Source organism: Lewinella sp. LCG006, from assembly GCF_040784935.1.
Lineage (GTDB): Bacteria > Bacteroidota > Bacteroidia > Chitinophagales > Saprospiraceae > Lewinella.
Genome location: NZ_CP160680.1, coordinates 1 through 19,251 on the forward strand (window position 1 = coordinate 1; position 19,251 = coordinate 19,251).

The window sequence follows — 19,251 nt, forward strand, 5'->3', positions numbered from 1 at the left end:
ATGCAGATGGACTACTCCTCCGTATGGGATAAGTGTCTTTATACGATTCGCCAGCACGTTAACAATCAGAGTTTCAAAACCTGGTTCGAACCGATACGTCCGGTCAATCTTCGTGATACGTCACTTACCATTCAGGTCCCCAATCGTTTTTTCTACGAGTGGCTGGAGGAGCATTATGTGGGCCTGTTGAAAATGACCATTCGCAAAGAGTTGGGCGAGAATGCACAACTGCTTTACCAGATCGTAAATGGTAGTCGGGAAGCAAAGGGGAGAATGAATCGGCAAGAACAAAACAATGGTACTGTCGACAAAAATCCACAGCAAGAGCCACCCCGCCAAGGCTATGCTCCCGGCCAGGTCGATACTGGTAACATCAAAAACCCTTTCATCATACCAGGGATCAAGAAGCCTAAAATTGATCCCCAACTGAACGATAAATACACCTTTAATACCTTTATCGAAGGTGATTGTAATCAATTGGCACGTTCTGCCGGGCTCGCGATCGCCGATCGTCCTGGTAAAAATTCTTTCAATCCGCTGATTATTTATGGAGATGTAGGTTTAGGTAAAACCCACTTGGCGCAAGCCATTGGCCATCGCGTACTAGAACTCCACGATGGCAAATCCGTCTTGTACGTTGCTACAGACAAGTTTACTCAACAGATCATTCAATCGATCAAAAACAATGCCGTCAACGACCTGATCAACTTCTATCAGTTTGTCGATGTACTCATTGTTGACGATATCCAGTTTTTGTCCAACAAGCACAAGATGCAGGAGATTTTCTTCAACATCTTTAACCAGTTGCACCAAAACGGCAAACAGATCATCCTCACTTCCGACCGCCCTCCAAAAGACATGAGTGGCATTGAAGAACGTCTGATTTCTCGCTTTAAGTGGGGGCTTACTGCCGATCTTCAGGCACCTGACCTGGAAACCCGTATGGCGATCCTCTTGTCTAAATCCAATTACGAGGGGGTTGATATTCCGCAAAACGTAACGGAGTTTATCTGCTACCACATCAAGAATAATATTCGCGAACTGGAAGGAGCCCTGATTTCACTCATCGCTCGTTCTTCCCTCAACCAGCGGGAGATTGATGTGCCTTTGGCCAAGGAGGTGATCAAGAACTTTGTCAGTGAAATCAATCGGGAGATTACAGTAGAATATATACAGGAGCTTGTTGCTGGCCATTTTGAGCTACCCGTAGAAATTCTGCAAGGGAAAACCCGTAAGCGGCAAGTGGTCATTGCTCGGCAATTGTCGATGTACTTGGCCAAACAACTCACCGACCAGTCGCTCAAAGCCATCGGTGCCAATTTTGGGGGGCGCGATCATAGCACCGTGATCTATTCCTGCAAAACGGTACAGGATTTGATGGAAACAGATGCCATTTTCAAGGACGCCGTATCTGATTTACAGCGAAAAATAAAAATGTCACTGAGTAATTAATTTCTTGGGAACTAAAGATCAAGCATTTAGGTTAAACCCCTTGAAAAAAGTTATTTTTTTCGCAAAAATGCTTGGCTAATAAACCTCAGTTATATACCTTTGCATCGCTCTTGAAAGAAGGGGCACGAAATTACATTTCTTGGTGACGTGGGTGAGTGGCTGAAACCACCGGTTTGCTAAACCGACGTACTCTTAACGGGGTACCGCGGGTTCGAATCCCGCCGTCACCGCTGAACTTTTTCCGGAGTTTTTTCTTCGGGGTGTGGCGCAGTCCGGTTAGCGCACCTGCTTTGGGAGCAGGGGGCCGCAGGTTCGAATCCTGCCACCCCGACAAAAGGTCAACAGTTACTTACTGTTGGCCTTTTTCTTTTTTAGCCTGAAAATCCAATATCCCCTTACGGTGCATAAAGTGCGCGTACCCCAGCATTTCCTGATAACCCGCTAGCGCGGTAAACAAGCGCTGAAGGTTGTCTTCCACATAGGTACTGCCAACAAAGTAAGCGAGATCGCGTGACAGGTACTCTTCGATGGTTTTACGTAAAGAGCTACCCGTGCTATCCATGTAGAGGGGATCATAGAGCATTGCGGACAGCTTTTCTTTGAGCAATTCTTCCAGTTTCGCTACTTCTTTCAGGTTTTGGATGATCTGTTCTTCCGGAGTAACCTCGGTAACGAACTGAAGCCGTTGCGAAAACTGGTGATGCAACTCCAATTGTTTATCGAAGGTGTCAACAAACGTAAAATAAGCAGCGTAGAGGTTCTTAAGTTCCGCAGCCTGTTCAGCCGTAGCCGCTTGGTGGAAATAGGTGAATATGCGCTGATCGTGTTCGGCAAGTTGTTCCTTTACTTGCTGGTGTTCGGCTTCTAGCTGGGTCAATAATTCCTTGCTTTCCGCTGCCCGGTATTTGCGACCGGCATAATCAAATGTTCTGATCGCTGTATTGCCCGTGGCAATTTGAGCAAGACTGAGCAAGTCCGTCTCCAGGCCGAGATACTGATAGATAAGGTCTAACCGTTGTTCCGTAAAAAGGTCTTTTGCACTGGCGATGCCTGCCAAATTGGAAGGAGCATCTAGGGGAAAAACCTGTATATTGTAATTGTCATAATAACCATGGTACATGGGTGCGAAAGTACCCTTGTCGTAATCTTCTTTAAACGCTGCGTTAAATTGAGATAACGATAAATCAGTAGGAACGTCGGAATAGACGACGATTTTAAATAGTTGACGGGTCATTTGCTGCTGAAGCTCCGTAATGTTTACAAAAAGTTCGTTCGCAGGAACAGGTACATTGTCTTGCTTTTCAAGTGAAAGTTTTTGCAATGCAGCTACCCGGTCAGCGGTACTAGGGTGGGAAGCCCACTGGTTATCGATTACCAGTTTGGAATGATTAAATTTGTCGAGATCATCGACAGTCACCTGGGGCAGCTTCTGTTCGATGGACAGCCGTTTTTCCTTAGCCAGGAAATGCAGCGTATAGAGTTGTTCCGCGTAAATGTTCTGGCTGGTGAGCTGATCGTCGATTTTGCGGCTATAAAAATTCAGCACCATATTAAGAGCCTCTTGGCACATATCTAGCCTTAGCAGCGCCTTACTCATCGGCTCTGAACCACTTACGTGCGCGGCGACCTCATCTGCGTGAAACTCCATCTCACGCGACAAGCTCATGTAACTAAGGTTGATGAAGTTGTACATATGCCCCAAAACCCACTGGATAGCTTGAACAATCCGAACGGCTCCGATTACAAACAGCGTAATTAACCCGTGGACACTGGCCCAACCACTAGCCAATTGGTGAAAGCCATCATTGTCGTAAAGCATATTATGGATGATCTGATTGGCATTGTAGACGTAGCTACCCACCTTCATGCTATTTTGAGAAAAGTGGCCAAACTCGTGGGCCAAAATCGCTTTAAACTCTTCGTCCGAAACGGTATTGACTAGGCCTAGGCCAATGATGAGGTTCTTCTTGATGGGAAAAAACATACTCCAGAAGTTAGAGTCGAAAAAGACCGCAGCATTCACGTCGTGGGAAAGGTATACGTGTTTAGGGAAACTTGTGCCTACTTCCTTGACAATATCATCTAGCAAAGCAAACAAACGTGGCTCCTGCTGTCGATTTATCTCGATAAACTCAGAACGATCAGTTTTGTGTTTTTTGAACAGAAACTTAAGGAGAAAAAAGACAACCAAAAAGCCCACACTCGCGAGTCCCAGACCGATCAAGAGCGTCCAAAAACCGGGGGCTGCGAGCACTAGTTGGATCGCGGCGAAGATACCGACAATGGTAAGCACGACGGCCAAGGCATAGGACGATGGCAAAAATAGCCTTTTTTGCCTGCTGTCGAAAGCTGTCAGAGATAGCAATATTTTGGACAGTCATTTTGAAAAAATTATCCGTTAATAGAGGTAGAGCGTGCCTTTAGGGCAAGACTAATTTACAGATAAATATACAAATTCTGTTCTCATTTTAGTTTCAACAACCGGGTATCGGACAGCTTTTTCGAGTAAATACAGTTTAAACATAAGCTTTAACATATAGTGTTAGAATTTCCATAGATGATAATTTCACTACTTAAATTCAACTTAATAAATGCCACTTTTGAAGTCCAGAAAAACAACCGTAAACTTTCCTTATCTTACTACTTATAAACCTTCTTAACAATGCTACCAATAGAAAATTTCCGCCTATTATTTATTTTACTCATTTTCGCTAGCTGCTCCTCCCCTACTCCAACCTACGATACGCTCATCACCAACGCTATGATCTACGATGGCTCAGGAAAAGCGCCGTACCTCGGTGCTATCGCCATCAAGGGGGATACGATTGCTGCCTTGGGTGATTTTGAAGGAACCGCCGAAAATATCATTGATGCCCAAGGAAAGGCGCTCGCTCCAGGCTTCATCAATGTCCTGAGCTGGGCCAATGTTTCGCTAATAGAGGATGGCCGCTCCCTGAGCGACCTCAAGCAAGGGGTCACCTTGGAGGTAATGGGAGAAGGTCGTTCGATGGGTCCTTTGAATGAGACCATGAAAACAGAAATGAAGGAAGACCAGAGCGACATAAAATACGATATTTCATGGACCACCTTAGGGGAATATCTGCAATTTTTGGAAAACAAAGGTGTAGCTACCAATATCGCTTCTTTTGTGGGCAATGGCACTCTGCGCCAGCACGTCATCGGCTACGACAATCGGCCAGCTAAACCGGAAGAAATGGCGGCCATGAAAGACCTTCTGGCGAAAGCCATGCAGGAAGGTGCTGTTGGTTTATCCTCTTCCTTACTCTATGCGCCCAGTCGATATGCCGACACCCAAGAATTGATCGAATTGGCCAAGGTAGCAGCGGAATATGGCGGCATCTACATCTCTCATATCCGCGACGAAGGAGATCAGCTCCTCGAATCCGTCGAAGAACTCATCACCATTGCTCGCGAAGCCAAAATTCCGGCTGAAATCTACCATCTTAAAGCTTCCGGACAACACAATTGGCATAAACTTGACAGTGTCTTCCAAATGATAGAAAATGCCAGAGCAGAAGGTCTCCAAATTACTGCCGACATGTACACCTACCCGGCCAGCTCCACGGGATTGCATACCCAACTTCCAGAATGGGTCAGGGAAGGTGGTGTTGATGCTGCGTTGGAGCGAATGGCTGACCCAAAGCTACGAGCGAAAATCCTAGAGGACATCCAGTTCTTTCACCCACCACAAAACATTCTGCTTGTTGGTTTCAAAAACCCTGAATTGCGCCAATACCAAGGGAAGCGGCTTGATGAAGTGGCTGCGATAATTGGAAAGCCTGCCGAAGAAGCCATGGTCGATTTGATGGTACAGGACCAAAGCCGCATCCAGGTCGTCTACTTCTCTATGTCGGAGGAGAACATTCAAAAGAAGATCGTGCAGCCCTGGATGAGTTTCTGCTCCGATGCTGGCTCCTACGCAGCCGAAGGCATCTTTTTGGCCTCAAGCACTCACCCACGAGCTTATGGCTCCTTTATCCGAGTATTGGGCAAGTACAGCAGAGACGAAGGACTATTCCCACTGGAAGAAGGCATCCGCAGATTGAGCGCCCTCCCAGCCGAGAACCTGCACCTGGACCGCAGAGGGAAAATCGCATCCGGCTACTTTGCCGACTTAGTACTTTTTGATCCCGAAAAGGTACAAGACAAAGCCACTTTCGAAGTACCCCATCAATATGCCGAAGGTGTAGAAAACGTATGGGTTAACGGTCAATTGGTTTTACAAAACGGAGAGGCAACAGGAACCTTTTCAGGTCGTTATTTAAAAAGAAAAAGCACCAAATAAAACCATGAAAGCATTATTCAACATCCGAGATTTACTTGAGGCTAACAAGATAGACGAGGCCATTACCGCCACGGAACACCACCTCGAACTATTCCCCAATGACATCGAGCGTCAAAAGTTGAGTGTCGTAAAAAAAGATTATCAAAAAGCAAAAGATGCGTTCCATTCAGGCATTCTTTCGCCAATACAATACCAAAATCAACTTGATCAGGTTATTCGTAACCTAAAGGGGATATTGACGCGCTTATTCCCCCAGCAGCAACAGCAACAGCAGCAGCAGCAGCAAGAGATACAAGAGCAAGAACAACACCAGCAATCTGCCCCACCGCCAGCAACTGCTCCGCCACCGCCACCCCGAGGAGGAATTTTCGATAAAGTTATTGATATCTTCAGAGATCTCTCCCCCAGTAAGCCCAAAAGGTCGAAACCCGGCGCAGGTGCGGGTAGGCCTTCGCGATCAGGTGCCACAAAAGGTACTAGCAATGAAGACTTTGAGACGAGTGATGAAATGCCCCCCATTGATTTTTCACTTGAAGAAGAGATGAGCGCAGAAGCAAGTCCTCCTGCTCCGCCGCCGCCAGCCCCATCAATGCCCGCTCCGGAACCTGCTGCGGAAGTTGCTTCTCCTTTTCAGAAAGGCAAAATCCTGTATGCAATTCCCGACCAAATGGCCATGGCTACAGCCAGCCGCTGTCGGGTAAGAATTGCTCCCGAACAAATCAGTGATGATGAGTTATTTTCCGGTCTCCAACCAAAAGAAAGAGAAAATGCAGCAAAAGAGTCCATCAAGATTACTTCGGTCATGAAAGTGGCCCTTGTTGAGGCACATGAAGGCGACAACTTTGACATTGTCTTCCGTAACAATGAAGAACAACCCATCCTCCCGTTTATGGCAACGGAATGGAGCTTTGATGTGACGCCTCGTCGCCCTGGCCATTATGCGTTACTTTTACGGGTCACCGCCAAAGTACAGGTTCCAGGCTATGGGGAACGCCCCTTTGACGTAGCCGTACTTGATCGCGCTATTCAGGTCAATACAACCGACGAGCCTTCGGTACAAGTGGATTTTCAGGAGCAACCTATCCCCGACCCGGAATGGGACCAAGATGATGAAAAAGCCGTAGAACACGCCCTGCTCCACGGTCGGGTAGACTTGGCCATTGAGCGCATCATCAATTTTGTGCAGGATAAAGACACTGATTTCCGCGATACCCTTCTCCTCCTTCAGTTTCGCTGGAATGACAACAGTAACCAGCTCCAAAACAAGTTGATTTCCGCTACAGATTGGGACAGGGTCAACAACCAGGTGCGGTATGCGATCACCCAACTGCTTGCAGAACTTAAAGAACACTATGCGCCAGGGGTTGCTGTTTCCAATTTGGATTGGCGAGCGGAGGGAAAAAATCTGCGTGAGAGGGGGGAATTAGTCTAGGTTGTTTTGGGGCCATGCCGTCAGTGGCGCTGCTTCCCAATCTCCCCTTCGGCACCGGGCTATCCACCGCTCTGCTTCGTGCTCCGTAGTCGGGTATAAAACCCAACGCTACGGAGCACGGAGCAGAGTGCTCCGTTTTGGCATATAGATATTTCGGTGCAACATCTCTGTTTGGGTATGCAGACGTTGCAGTGCAACGTCTCTACTCCTTGTTTTCCCCTCCCTCAAGGATGACTGGCGTAGGGACTAAATCCACGCCTTGGACGGTCGGTGGTGGTGGCGGCGGCGGATTGATTTTCGGAAACGAAATCACTCCCTGCAAAGGCCGCTGCATTCTCGCTTCGGAACGCTCGGCGGGTAAGTGTACCTGGCAACTCAACTGATAGTTGCTCATCTCCTGGTCGTTGATTCTACCCAATGGCCAGGTTTGTACTGTTTCTAAGATCAATACATATTCATGGCGACGAACATCCGTAACTACTTCTTTTACCTGGATTTCGATGGGGTCTAATTGATCGCTACTGCGCAAGGTTAACTCGCTGAAATAAGGGATTTCCAAGAAGTCAACCGGGTTTTCTTTGTCCTTAATTTCCAGCGGCACCTTCCACTGGAGCGCGAAACGTCGATCTTCCTTAATGGAGAGATCAAAACGCCCCTGCCCAAATTGAACTACAGGATGAGCACTGGTCGGTAGCTCTTCATTCACTGATAATTTTAGCACAGCATTACCGATCTGTTGCAAACTCCTGATTTGAAAAGACAAGTTTTGCTTCCCGGGTCGTTCAGCCAAAGGTCCCGTGAAAAGTTTTTTTGCAGGTTCTCCAATAATGGTAAAACGGCAGCCAAAACGACCCTCTTCCGAAAATGGTCGGGCTTCCAGGCGTGGAGCCTGAGCGTAAACACCCGGTGATACGGTTTCTATGACCCAACCGCCACGAGCCAGGGAGGCCGGAATACCTTCTAAGGTTAAATAATGTCGATGTTCCACCCCTTCTGTGAGTAGTGGGAATTCAGCATGCTTCTCAACAGCTGGTTGTAGCTGGGCAAAGTAGGCGATGATCGCATTAGGGTCAGGTAGGCGAGCATACCATTGCTGGCGGGTATATTTCTCATCAAAGTCAGCAAAAACGATGGTTTCCCAGTCAGTACCTGAGAAACTGGCCCTGCGACTACGCCCCCAATCCACTTGTGCATTGGCTTTAATCCCCAGAGGTGCGTTGATGTTCATCCCCAGCTCATTCTCAATTCGTCGACTTTCTTCCGCAGATGCGGTATGCTTAATCATGATTCCTGCAAAGGATTTCAAATAATAAGCCTGCCCGATGTACTCGGGATGCGTTTGGTAAAATTCCCATAGTCGCAACATCAAGCTAGTCGTTTGGGCGTCTTTCGCCCGTAGTGCAGTCTCCAAAGGACTGATAAAAGTGCCGGCAATCGCGAGCACCGTCGACTCCTTGCGATCATCCGTACTCAGGGCCGCTTTAAAAGCAGCATAAGGAGGTTCGACGCCGGCATCTAGTGCGGCCTTGAGGTAACCACTACAATTTTCCGTAAGGATAAACGTATCAAACTCATCTGCGGGAGACAGTTCGAAGGAGGAAGTAACCCCTGGCAACTCCAAGCGGTTGGCGGGCTGAAAACGAACCACATTCAAAGGCAAGGCTGTCTCATCTTGACTGAAGATATACTGCAGCAATCCCCCGCCGCTGAGGTCCGCTTCCTCTACTTTGGTCCGCAGATCGCGGCTACCTAAAAAGCGACTTATATCTGCAGGCAGAAAATCACGACTGCCCTCCGCAGTCGCGAAGCCGCAATATTGGTAATGACGTTGAAAAGTCTTCTGTAGCGCTCGCCCCAATGACACCCTTGAATAGACCTTTTCGGGTGGCCAACTCTCGGCACGATGTTCATTGAGTTTACTGCGGGCACGATCAATCCTTTGAGCATTAAGCGTTGGCGTCCCAAAAACGCTAAAAAACAATAACAATAACAAGCAGGGTAATTTTCCAGCAACCATATCACTCTTTATTTCTGGGCTAAAACTATCTTCACAAAAGGTTTATTTTACGGAATGGCAAGAATACAAACAGCTTTTGTGTCTTTGTACTTATTTTTGAAATATGTCACCACAAAAAATTCTTTCCGCAGCGCAGATACGCGCTTTAGATCAGCAGACCGTATCCCTGGAATCGATCACTTCCTACGAATTGATGGAACGAGCAAGCCGTGCCTTTGCCAGCCAGTTCCAAAAAGACTATCCCGATACAGACAAAAATATCCTGATCGTTTGTGGGCCAGGAAACAATGGAGGTGATGGACTTGCCATTGCCCGGATACTCTATGAAGCTTGTTACGAAGTGAGTGTGCTGGTCATCAACTTAGGAAAAAACAGCCCCGACCAGCAGGAAAACCTCAAGCGGTTACAAGAAAAACGGGGCGTTTCCATTCAGCGGTTATCTGAGGGAGATCCGCTACCTGATTTATCGGGTATAAAAATTATCATTGACGGGCTTTTCGGCTCCGGACTCAATCGCCCCATTGAAGGTTACTGGGCAGCATTGATCAAGCACCTCAACCAAAGTACCGTTGAACGGATTGCTATTGATATTCCCAGCGGGCTTTTTGCCGATTCGATGGCTGGGGGAGCGATCTTCAATGCCCATCGTACGTATACCTTCCAGTTGCCGAAGCTTTCATTTTTTGCTCCGGAGCATGCTTCTTTTTTAGGGCAGTGGCAGGTGCTCGATATTCAGCTTCATCCGGAGGCTTTGGCGGCTAAAGAAACCTCTCATTTTTATTTCCCCGGTGAAGCCGCTGCATCCTTCCTCAAAACGAGAGGGCGCTTTGACCATAAAGGCACCTTCGGACACACCCTGATCATTGCGGGGAGTTACGGTAAGATTGGTGCTGCTATCCTCTGTGCGCGGGCTGCTTTGCGGGCGGGCTGTGGCCTCGTCAGCGTGCATGTGCCTGTTTGTGGGTACGAAATTATGCAGATTGCCTTCCCGGAAGCAATGGTACTTACAGATCGCCACAAAGAGGTTTTCTCTACCGTACCTGAGCTCAAAACTTATGCCGCAGTAGGTGTGGGACCGGGCTTGGGTACCAATGCGCTTACCCAAGCGGCCTTGTTGTCTTTACTTAAAGAAGCTAAAAAACCATTGGTGCTCGATGCTGATGCACTGAATATACTGGGTGAGCACCCTGATTGGCAAACTTTGATCCCGAAAGGAAGTATTCTTACTCCTCATCCTAAGGAATTTTCGCGCCTTTTTGGTGATACAACAGACAGCTTCCGCCGTTGGGAACGATTGCAGCAACAAGCCCAGCGGTTGCAATGTTATATCTTGCTCAAGGGTGGCAATACGGTCATTGCTACGCCAGAGGGGCAGCTCTACTTTTTAACCGTTGGCAATCCTGGTATGGGAACTGCCGGAGCAGGCGATGTGTTGACGGGAATAATCTGTGGCCTATTGGCGCAAGGGTATGCTTCCCGCGAAGCTACTTTACTAGGTGCCTGCCTCCACGGGTTAGCCGGTGATCTGGCAGCTGCCGAACAGCAAATGGAGAGTATTATTGCGGAAGACATCATCCAATATTTAGGAAAAGCTTTCGCTCAACTAAGAACCCAATCATGAGTAAGAGACAAAAAATAGTCATCCTCACAGGTGCAGGAATCAGCGCAGAAAGTGGCATCAATACTTTCCGTGATGCCGACGGGTTGTGGGAAGGGCACGATGTGATGGAAGTAGCTTCGCCAGAAGGATGGCGAAAGAATCAGGCATTGGTGCTCGATTTTTATAACCAACGCCGCCGCCAGTTGAAAACAGTGGTTCCCAACGCAGCACACCTGGCGCTTAAAGAACTGGAAAAACAATATGAAGTGGTGGTCATCACTCAAAATGTTGATGATCTACACGAGCGAGGAGGCAGTACCAACATCATTCATTTGCACGGAGAACTGAAAAAAGTCCGTAGTACGGGTGATGAGGACCTTATTTACGATTGGGAGGATGATTGTGTACTGGGTGATCGTTGTAAAAAAGGTTATCAATTGCGGCCTCACATCGTTTGGTTTGGTGAGGCAGTACCCGCGTTGGAAGCTGCTGTTGACGAAATCTATGATGCACATCATATACTCATCATCGGCACCTCTATGCAAGTCTATCCAGCTGCTGGCTTGGTGGGATATGCTCCTCGTGATGCTAATATCTACTACATCGACCCCAATCCTAGCATCAATTATGAGTTGCAGCGAAGAAACAAGCTGGAAGTCTTTCCTGAAGCAGCGACTACCGGTGTGCGAAAACTAGTAGACCGCTTACTTGTTTAAAGAAAAGGCTCCAACAAAACTAATTGTCGGAGCCCATTCTGTTCACTTGTTTAAAGTCAGTTCTTATTTGGCAGTTACGCCATAGTGTCATGCCGTTTTTGTATTTCGCTGCTGTTCCTGCAGCAAATTCGTCGTTGCATCTGCATACATTTTCTGCAATTTGCGACGAGCAAAGAAAATGCGGCTTTTGATGGTACCTAGAGGCGAACCTAACTCCTCAGCAATTTCATCGTACTTATACCCCTGGTAAGCCATCATAAAGGGTATTTTGAAATCATCAGGCAAGCGGTCCACCATTTCTACCAATTCCTTATAAGCGACCTGGGTTTCGCCATCATTCTCGATGGGGCGTTCGCCAGAGTTGATATAATAATCGTTGGGCGTTTGGTCGATAATGAGGTTGCGGCGTACCTTCTTACGGTAGTTATTGATAAAGATATTCCGCATAATGGTTACTGCCCAGGCCTTGAAATTAGTGCCCTGGCGATATTTATCTGCGTTGGTGATAATCCTTAGTGCGGTATCCTGATACAAGTCTTCTGCATCGTCGCTATTGCCTGTCAGTTTCATAGAGAATGCCTTTAGTGAATTACTGATGGCATCCAATTGATCCTGTATTTGGTTCTGAATCGCGTATAGCATATCAGGGGTGATTTATATTGTGTAATTATTTTTGTCAAAAATACCTACATTCTCTATCAAATGCAAATATTTTTTACTTTTCAACTATATTTGTACAAGAACTGTTCCACAGAAGACGATATGACGCAATGTCAGTTTAAAAAGTGTTAATTTTCTTAACATATTACAACAAAATGACCTTCTCCTTTGTATTTTGGAGGAGGAAAGAATAACGAGTGGTTCTTGATGGGATTGATTAGACGATTCCTACACAAATGTGCAAGTAAATGGAGAATGTTAAGCAGGACAAACAAATCAGCAATAGCTACCTTGCTGCCAATCTTAGGTTTTTACGAAAGCGTAAGAAGTTAAGTCAGGAAGAATTGGCGGTTGAGGTAGGCCTCAATAGGGGTAATATTGCTTCTTACGAAAATGGGTCTGCTGAACCCAAAATCAGTAATCTGCTGCGCATAGCGGAATTTTTCGGTATTTCCCTTATTGATCTCGCCCAACGCGATCTTACCGAACAAGACACGCTTAATTCGCTTACCAGGATTCACGGATTGTGCCCTCAAGAAAGAGCCAAATTAGAAGGACTTTTTCAAGGTGCCTTGGATTTTGACCAGTTTCTAAAAGGTATTTATACTTGTTATACTTACAAATCTAAAGACATGGAGAAGAATAACCAAGACCTGCCCCAAGTCGCTAAGTTTCTCCGTAGCCACTTTGAGCAACTGCATGCAGCTGCCCTTAAATTATCCGAACAACATTTGCAGCTACTGCGCATGTGCCACACCAAGGAAGAAAAGAAAGACGCATGAGCACAGCTACTTCGGAGGGATTGATCACAGGAGAAGATGGCAAACTGCGCTGCTGGTGGCACGGTAATCAGGAGGATTATCTTCATTACCATGACAATGAGTGGGGATATCCGGTAAAAGATGATTTTCGCCTTTTTGAAAAAATTTGCCTGGAAGGTTTCCAGTCCGGACTAAGTTGGTTGACGATTCTGCGCAAGCGAGAAAATTTCAGAGAAGCGTTCCACCACTTCGACTATTATAAGGTTGCACAAATGGGCCCTGATGATGTAGAGGCACTTGTCCAAAATGCAGGCATCATTCGACATAGAGGAAAAATAAAGAGCACCATCAATAATGCCCAACGGGCCGTTGCACTCGTAGAAGAGAAAGGGTCTTTAGCGAAGTATTTCTGGTCCTTTGAACCCCCAGCAAGCGAAAGACCTCGCGTGATGAATCACGAAAATTTGCGTCAGCTGGCCCATACGCCATCTTCTACCGCCTTAAGCAAAGATCTCAAAAAACGTGGCTGGAGTTTTGTAGGGCCTACCACTGCTTATGCCTTCATGCAAGCAATGGGCCTTGTCAATGATCATCTTGAAGGTTGTCATTGTCGTCCGCTAGCGGTCGCTGCGCGGGCTGATTTTGAGTTATCTTAGAGCTTGTACTGCTTGGCTACTTTTGTCAGAATGAATCATGCCCCACAAAATGACGGTGAACCAACAAAACAGTCAAAAGCCACTAAATCATCTCCACGAGCAACTCAACCGTATAAAGGCTGGGATCAATATTTTCATTGTCCACAAAATCCGTAGGGTAAGGAAAAACATTCAATAAAGTGACCGACCATTCTCCTAGCACAACTTGCTCAGGAGCTGTATTTATTGGGCTTAAGCCCAACTCAAGGACCTCCTCATTGAGTTCAAGGGCGACGATAACTTCCCCTGCCCAAAAGCAAGTCCCTGGTTCCGGGCAGCGACTATCGGTGATAACGTTGACAAACTTTACCTCAGGGCCACCACAAGTGCAGGTCGCAAGCTCGTTGTATTCTAAGGTGAAAGCAGTACTTTCTTTGTATACCGTATTCAGGTTTTCAGTCTCTTGCTCACAAGCAAAAAAGAGTAAGCTGAACAGGGCAAATAATAAATAGATTCTCATTTTGACGAACTATATAGTTCACCAACCCAGGATTTGTGAATTCTGACTTGCTCTTTTTCCGCCTCGCTGCGTTGAAAAGCCTCGCCAACGCGCTGCGTTGCCTACGTTTTTCGCCTTGCGAGTCAAAAAAATAGCGGCGTCATTTTTTCACAAATCCTGACTTGGTGAACTATAGTTATTAAGGAGGTTCTTTACCTATAAAACATATTTCCAAGTAAAATAGTTAATCCATAACTCTTAGGATATCAACAGGTCGTATTTTGCAGTCAATGCCACAACATTGAGTTATAGGATGTTGTTATACCCGTTGATAAGAGGTTCGGGAATATTGACAAATCTTTTATCTATTCAATTATCATCTTACGCAAAATAAAAATGGCGGACATGCGACACCTCCTCTCCGGCTTGCTGGCCTTAACCTTATTCTGCACGGCAGCTTGTCAATCCACCACACAAAAGGAAGAAGGAGAAACGTCTACTCCTGTTGAAACAACTGCAACTAAACCTAGTCAAGTAATGGGTCTTCCTGTTACTGACACACTCCCCTACCCTATTGTAGCAGACTTTGCTGAATTGGCGCCTATTTTTTCTCGTACGGATGATAAAATCTACGTGATCAATTTTTGGGCAACCTGGTGCGGCCCTTGTGTAGAAGAACTTCCTTACTTCGAAAAACTAGCGGAAGAGACCCAACCTGAAGAGGTAGAAATAGTAATGGTAAGCCTGGATTTTCGGCGTGATGTTCGCACTAAACTATTGAAATTCATCAAAGAGCGCCCCTTTGATCTTCCGGTCATTGCACTGACGGATACCAAAACCAATGTGTGGATCGACCAAGTGGATCCTGAATGGGGAGGTGCTATCCCGATCACGATTATTTACCGTCAGGATAAGCGCTTGTTTTTTCCTGACCAATTTGCGAATTACGAAGAGCTGTACAATGCAGTTCAATCTATACAATAACCTATAAATCGTTCAACAATGAAAATTGCAACTTTGCTTCGTGCCCTGGCACCAATGATGGTACTAGTAGCCCTCTTTAGCTGCCAAAATGCTCCTGCTGATACGGCGTCAACCGACAACACAGAAGAAGCCGTTAGTAAAACTGTAAGTCTGACTACAGATGCTGCGGATATCACTGGTGTAAACGTAGGCGATAAAGCGCCTTCTTTTAATCTTAAGAACATTGACGGGAAGATGTATTCTTTTGAAAACATCAAAGATGCCAATGGAAATACCCCTAAAGGCTACGTGGTTACTTTCACTTGCAATACCTGTCCTTATGCGGTGATGTACGAAGATCGTCTCATCGAATTACACAATACCCTGTCGCCTAAAGGTTATCCTGTGGTGGCTATCCAGCCCAATGATCCCGAAGTGAAAGAGGGCGATAATTTTGTGAGTATGCAACAGCGTGCCAAGGAAAAAGGCTTTCCTTTCCTCTATCTGATCGATGAAGGACAAGCAATTTACCCACAATACGGAGCGAGCCGTACGCCAGAAATCTACTTGGTGGATGCTAACCAGATCGTTCGCTACCATGGTGCTATTGATGACAATGCCCAAGATGCTGAAGCGGTGACGGTGAATTATGTAGAGAAAGCGGTAGAAGCTATTGAAAATGGCCAGGAGCCTAATCCCGCTGATGTAAAAGCGATTGGTTGTACCATTAAGACGAAGAAGATTTAATGTGGGTACTAAGTACTTGGTATAGGGTAAGTCTACCTGTTCGGTGGACAGACGGGCTTGGCACAGCCAGTTAAAGCTAATCCATATACCCTATACTAAGTACCTAGTACTTTGATGTTTACCAAGCAGTCCCGCTGGTTGAATCGGGTAAGAAAAGCGCGGGTAGTTGTTGTTCGCTGTAAAGTTTATTGAATTCTGCCATTTCATTATAGATAATGAGGTCGCGTTCTTCTGCCAAAACTTGCCACTCTGCTACCAAATCCGTAAGGCGATCCTCTACCCCTTTCGTTACTCGGGGATCAATTCCATCGCAGCGGCTATGCAAATTCAGTAACTCTGCATTGAGGCGATTAGGGAAATTGATAACATCCTGAAAAGTCTTCTGATCGGGCTGGATAAGTTGCTTTTCCCAGGTATTGATTTGCTCTGTAATGGCTTGCGCTTTAGCTACCAGGTTCGGCTGTGTCCCCAGCTTACTCAGGCGCTCCGCCAGTATTTTCATTTGTGCCCGCAGGTCCTTCATCATCTCTACAGAACCATGGATATCGGCAACCGTTTTTTCGATATTAACGAGTATTTCCTGTTGATCCACGTAAGCATCTCCGCTGAGTTTCATACGTGGGTCGGCTAAGACCTGTGCCACTTCTTCGTATCGGTTATCTCCGACAATCAAACGTAAAGTATAATCACCTGGAGGTACTAATGCTCCCTGGTAACTGCCCAAAACAAAGACATCTTCCAAATGCCGGATGGGCTTGCGCCGCAAGTCCCACTGAAAACGATGAATCCCGTAACCTTTGGTCAAAAGGGGTTGTTCGGAAGGGCCCCCTACATAATCTGTATAGTTTTCATCCGCTTTGCTGGAGAATGAACGGACTAAATTGCCTTTCTCATCCAGGATTTCCAAGATAGCTAAAGCCGTATCCATCTGAGGTGGTAAATAATAATCAATACTCATGCCAGCAGCTGGGTTCGTGCCTTGTTGATTGCCTCCATTAGTGGTTGTCAGACGATAGGTTGGCTTAGGGCGAAACACCTGCGGACTTTTTGCGAGTAGGTAACCTGCACTTTGCTGTAAAAACCCAAGATCATCAATCATCCAAAAGCCTCTTCCGGAGGTTGCCGCAATAAGATCATTGCCCTGGATCGTCAGATCGTTGATTGGGCAAACCGGCAGATTGAGTTGGAAACGATGCCAAAAGCGGCCATTGCTATAAGAAATATAGATGCCTGTTTCTGTACCAGCGTAAAGGAGGCCTTCTCTTAGCGGATCTTCTCTTACCACACGGGCAAAATCTTCAGGAGCAATACCTTTGGTAATCTTTACCCACGTGGCTCCAAAGTCATCTGTCCGAAAAATAAGCGGCGTAAAATCATTGAACCGATAGCGCGTAGCAACGACATAGGCCGTGGCAGGATTATGAGGAGAAACTTCGATGCTATTGATGAGACACTCCTCTAATTCAGGAGGTGTTACATTTTGCCAACTTTGACCTTCATCCCGAGTGAGATGTACCAGACCATCATCGCTGCCCGCCCAGATCACCCAAGAATCGTGAGGAGAACAGGCTAGATAACTGATGGTATTGTAGTTTTCGCCTCCCGCACCTTCATTGGTAAAAGGTACGCCACCCGGGCCTTGCTTGGATTTGTCGTTACGGGTAAGATCAGGGCTGATTTCGCTCCAGTTGATCCCGCCATCTCTCGTACGAAGTACTTTCTGGGCAGCGTGGAAGATAACCCGAGGATCCTGCGGACTGGCTACAATTGGGGCATTCCAATTGAAGCGATATTTCATGTCTCGTGGTAAGGTCGCCAGGCCTACCGTAGGGTAAGCCATGATGTCTTTGATTTCGCCTGTTTTATGATCAAACACGGAGATATTCCCTTGGTAACTTCCCCCGAAAACCAGTTGAGGATCGCTAGGGTCGAAGGCAACAAAAGCACTTTCGCCTCCCGCCACTTCGTACCAATCTTTTTCGCTGATGCCGTCGCGCGGGGAGCGGGTAGCAATGGCGATGGCTGAGTAATCCTGTTGACCACCATAGACATGGTAAAATGGGAACCGTTGGTCGGCGATGACCCGATAAAACTGTCCGGTGGGTTGATTGCCCTGGGTAGACCAGCTTTTGCCCCCGTTGAAACTGACGCAGGCACCACCATCATTGGCCAGAATCATGTTGGAAGGATTAGCTGGATTGATCCAAAGATCGTGCTGATCGCTGTGAGGGTTTGGGATGCTAGTAAAACTACGTCCCCCATCGGTAGACCGCAACAGGGGTGCATTAAGGACATACACCGTATATTCATCACGAGGGTCGGCTACAATTTTGGTATAATACCAGGCTCTTCCGATGGTTAGCCGCTGGTCATTGACTTGCGTCCAATGATCACCACCGTCGAGAGAGCGAAAGACACCTCCTTTGTCTGCTTCTATATTTGCGTAAACAACTTGCGAGTTGGCAGGAGATACCGAGACTCCCACTTTACCCATTCTTTCGGGGAGTCCTTGAAAAAGTTTCTGCCAATTTTCACCACCATCGACAGAGCGGAACAGGCCCGAGCCTTCACCACCGCTGCGAATTTGCCAGGGTTTGCGTTCATGGTCCCACATGCCAGCGTAGAGAATCCTAGGATTGGAGGGGTCCATACTCAAGTCAGCTGCACCCGTAAAATCGTTGACAAAGAAAAGGTGTTCCCAGGTTTTACCGCCATCCTGCGTGCGATAAATACCCCGGTCTGCGGAGGGCCCATGAGCTGCACCCTGAACGGCAATGTAAACAATATCTGAATTTTGGGGATGAATCTGAATGTCCGAAATATGGCGGCTATTTTCCAGCCCAAGGTAGGTCCAGTTCTTGCCTCCGTCGGTAGATTTGTAAATACCATCACCATGGGAAGTCATAACACCGCGGACAGCATGCTCGCCAGTACCAACGTAGAGCACATTGGGATCAGATGGAGCTACACCAATGGCACCAATAGAGCCAACGTTGAAAAAACCATCAGAAATATTGTTCCAACTAAGGCCAGCGTCGGTGGTTTTCCAAACACCACCACCTGTGGCTCCCATGTAGTATACCTGTGAATTGCCCACCACGCCAGCAACAGCTACGCTACGGCCACCACGGAAGGGGCCAATATTGCGCCATTGCGCGCCTTGGTACACGGCCACGTTGAACGGGCCGACGCTTTTTGGTGTCTCGAGCTGTGCTGTTACAATTGAGGTGGTCGCAAAAACCAGGATCAGCAACAAGCTCCCTTTGAGCAAGTGTTTCATTCTCATAATATTGGGCATAAGCGAAATACCGTCGACTAAAACAGGTACTACTGATGTAGATACTGAAAAAAATCGGCGATGATTGCAGCTTTGCACCGTGTTGTAATGGTGAAAACTTCGCTAAACAATCCCGTTTTACATTGTTTAGTGTTGTAAACAGACCATACATAGGGGATCAAAGCT

14 protein-coding genes and 2 tRNA genes are annotated in these 19,251 nt (G+C 46.8%); 11 read left to right on the forward strand and 5 right to left on the reverse strand.

Translation table 11 applies throughout. The features are described from left to right. The 3 genes from dnaA (at nucleotide 1) to AB0L18_RS00015 (ending at nucleotide 1,783) form a co-directional block, all read left to right on the forward strand. Nucleotides 1–1,452, forward strand: coding sequence for a chromosomal replication initiator protein DnaA (gene dnaA / locus AB0L18_RS00005; RefSeq protein ID WP_367390531.1), 1,452 nt, complete (start codon nucleotides 1–3; stop codon nucleotides 1,450–1,452). A 141-nt stretch (nucleotides 1,453–1,593) separates the two neighbouring features. Continuing rightward, nucleotides 1,594–1,682, forward strand: a tRNA-Ser gene (locus AB0L18_RS00010). Nucleotides 1,683–1,708: 26 nt separating this feature from the next. Next, nucleotides 1,709–1,783 (forward strand) — tRNA-Pro (locus AB0L18_RS00015). 18 nt (nucleotides 1,784–1,801) lie between these two features. Here the strand turns inward: AB0L18_RS00015 and AB0L18_RS00020 are convergent. Beyond that, a complete protein-coding gene (locus AB0L18_RS00020; RefSeq protein ID WP_367390532.1) occupies nucleotides 1,802–3,772 on the reverse strand; it encodes a M48 family metalloprotease in 1,971 nt (656 codons plus the stop codon). 342 nt (nucleotides 3,773–4,114) lie between these two features. On the opposite strand from AB0L18_RS00020, the gene AB0L18_RS00025 reads away from it, so the two are divergent. Together AB0L18_RS00025 and AB0L18_RS00030 are read left to right on the forward strand one after the other, a co-directional pair. Next, nucleotides 4,115–5,758 (forward strand): amidohydrolase family protein, encoded by a 1,644-nt coding sequence (locus tag AB0L18_RS00025; protein ID WP_367390533.1) that lies wholly within the window; start codon nucleotides 4,115–4,117, stop codon nucleotides 5,756–5,758. 4 nt (nucleotides 5,759–5,762) lie between these two features. After that, a complete protein-coding gene (locus AB0L18_RS00030) occupies nucleotides 5,763–7,190 on the forward strand; it encodes a hypothetical protein (RefSeq protein ID WP_367390534.1) in 1,428 nt (475 codons plus the stop codon). A gap of 202 nt (nucleotides 7,191–7,392) precedes the next feature. Here the strand turns inward: AB0L18_RS00030 and AB0L18_RS00035 are convergent, their stop codons facing one another. Further along, the gene (locus AB0L18_RS00035; RefSeq protein ID WP_367390535.1) at nucleotides 7,393–9,207 is read right to left on the reverse strand and encodes a hypothetical protein; all 1,815 of its coding nucleotides are present in this window, start codon (nucleotides 9,205–9,207) and stop codon (nucleotides 7,393–7,395) included. 103 nt (nucleotides 9,208–9,310) lie between these two features. On the opposite strand from AB0L18_RS00035, the gene AB0L18_RS00040 reads away from it, so the two are divergent. After that, nucleotides 9,311–10,828 (forward strand): NAD(P)H-hydrate dehydratase, encoded by a 1,518-nt coding sequence (locus AB0L18_RS00040; RefSeq protein WP_367390536.1) that lies wholly within the window; start codon nucleotides 9,311–9,313, stop codon nucleotides 10,826–10,828. After that, entirely contained in the window at nucleotides 10,825–11,523 is a 699-nt protein-coding gene (locus AB0L18_RS00045) for an NAD-dependent deacetylase (RefSeq protein ID WP_367390537.1), read from the forward strand. Before AB0L18_RS00040 ends, AB0L18_RS00045 begins: the two co-directional genes overlap by 4 nt. 87 nt (nucleotides 11,524–11,610) lie before the next feature. On the opposite strand, the gene AB0L18_RS00050 is transcribed toward AB0L18_RS00045, so the two are convergent. After that, nucleotides 11,611–12,165 (reverse strand): RNA polymerase sigma factor, encoded by a 555-nt coding sequence (locus tag AB0L18_RS00050; RefSeq protein ID WP_367390538.1) that lies wholly within the window; start codon nucleotides 12,163–12,165, stop codon nucleotides 11,611–11,613. A gap of 266 nt (nucleotides 12,166–12,431) precedes the next feature. On the opposite strand from AB0L18_RS00050, the gene AB0L18_RS00055 reads away from it, so the two are divergent. After that, nucleotides 12,432–12,965 (forward strand): helix-turn-helix domain-containing protein, encoded by a 534-nt coding sequence (locus AB0L18_RS00055; RefSeq protein WP_367390539.1) that lies wholly within the window; start codon nucleotides 12,432–12,434, stop codon nucleotides 12,963–12,965. Beyond that, on the forward strand, nucleotides 12,962–13,600 hold the full coding sequence (locus tag AB0L18_RS00060) for a DNA-3-methyladenine glycosylase I (protein ID WP_367390540.1): 639 nt from the start codon (nucleotides 12,962–12,964) through the stop codon (nucleotides 13,598–13,600). Before AB0L18_RS00055 ends, AB0L18_RS00060 begins: the two co-directional genes overlap by 4 nt. Before the next feature lie 82 nt (nucleotides 13,601–13,682). On the opposite strand, the gene AB0L18_RS00065 is transcribed toward AB0L18_RS00060, so the two are convergent. Then, a complete protein-coding gene (locus AB0L18_RS00065) occupies nucleotides 13,683–14,099 on the reverse strand; it encodes a hypothetical protein (protein WP_367390541.1) in 417 nt (138 codons plus the stop codon). Between the two features lie 384 nt (nucleotides 14,100–14,483). On the opposite strand from AB0L18_RS00065, the gene AB0L18_RS00070 reads away from it, so the two are divergent. After that, entirely contained in the window at nucleotides 14,484–15,062 is a 579-nt protein-coding gene (locus AB0L18_RS00070; protein ID WP_367390542.1) for a TlpA disulfide reductase family protein, read from the forward strand. 18 nt (nucleotides 15,063–15,080) lie between these two features. After that, nucleotides 15,081–15,788, forward strand: coding sequence for a thioredoxin family protein (locus AB0L18_RS00075; protein ID WP_367390543.1), 708 nt, complete (start codon nucleotides 15,081–15,083; stop codon nucleotides 15,786–15,788). 118 nt (nucleotides 15,789–15,906) lie between these two features. Here the strand turns inward: AB0L18_RS00075 and AB0L18_RS00080 are convergent, their stop codons facing one another. Further along, nucleotides 15,907–19,068, reverse strand: coding sequence for a WD40/YVTN/BNR-like repeat-containing protein (locus tag AB0L18_RS00080; protein WP_367390544.1), 3,162 nt, complete (start codon nucleotides 19,066–19,068; stop codon nucleotides 15,907–15,909). Nucleotides 19,069–19,251 lie beyond the last annotated feature (183 nt).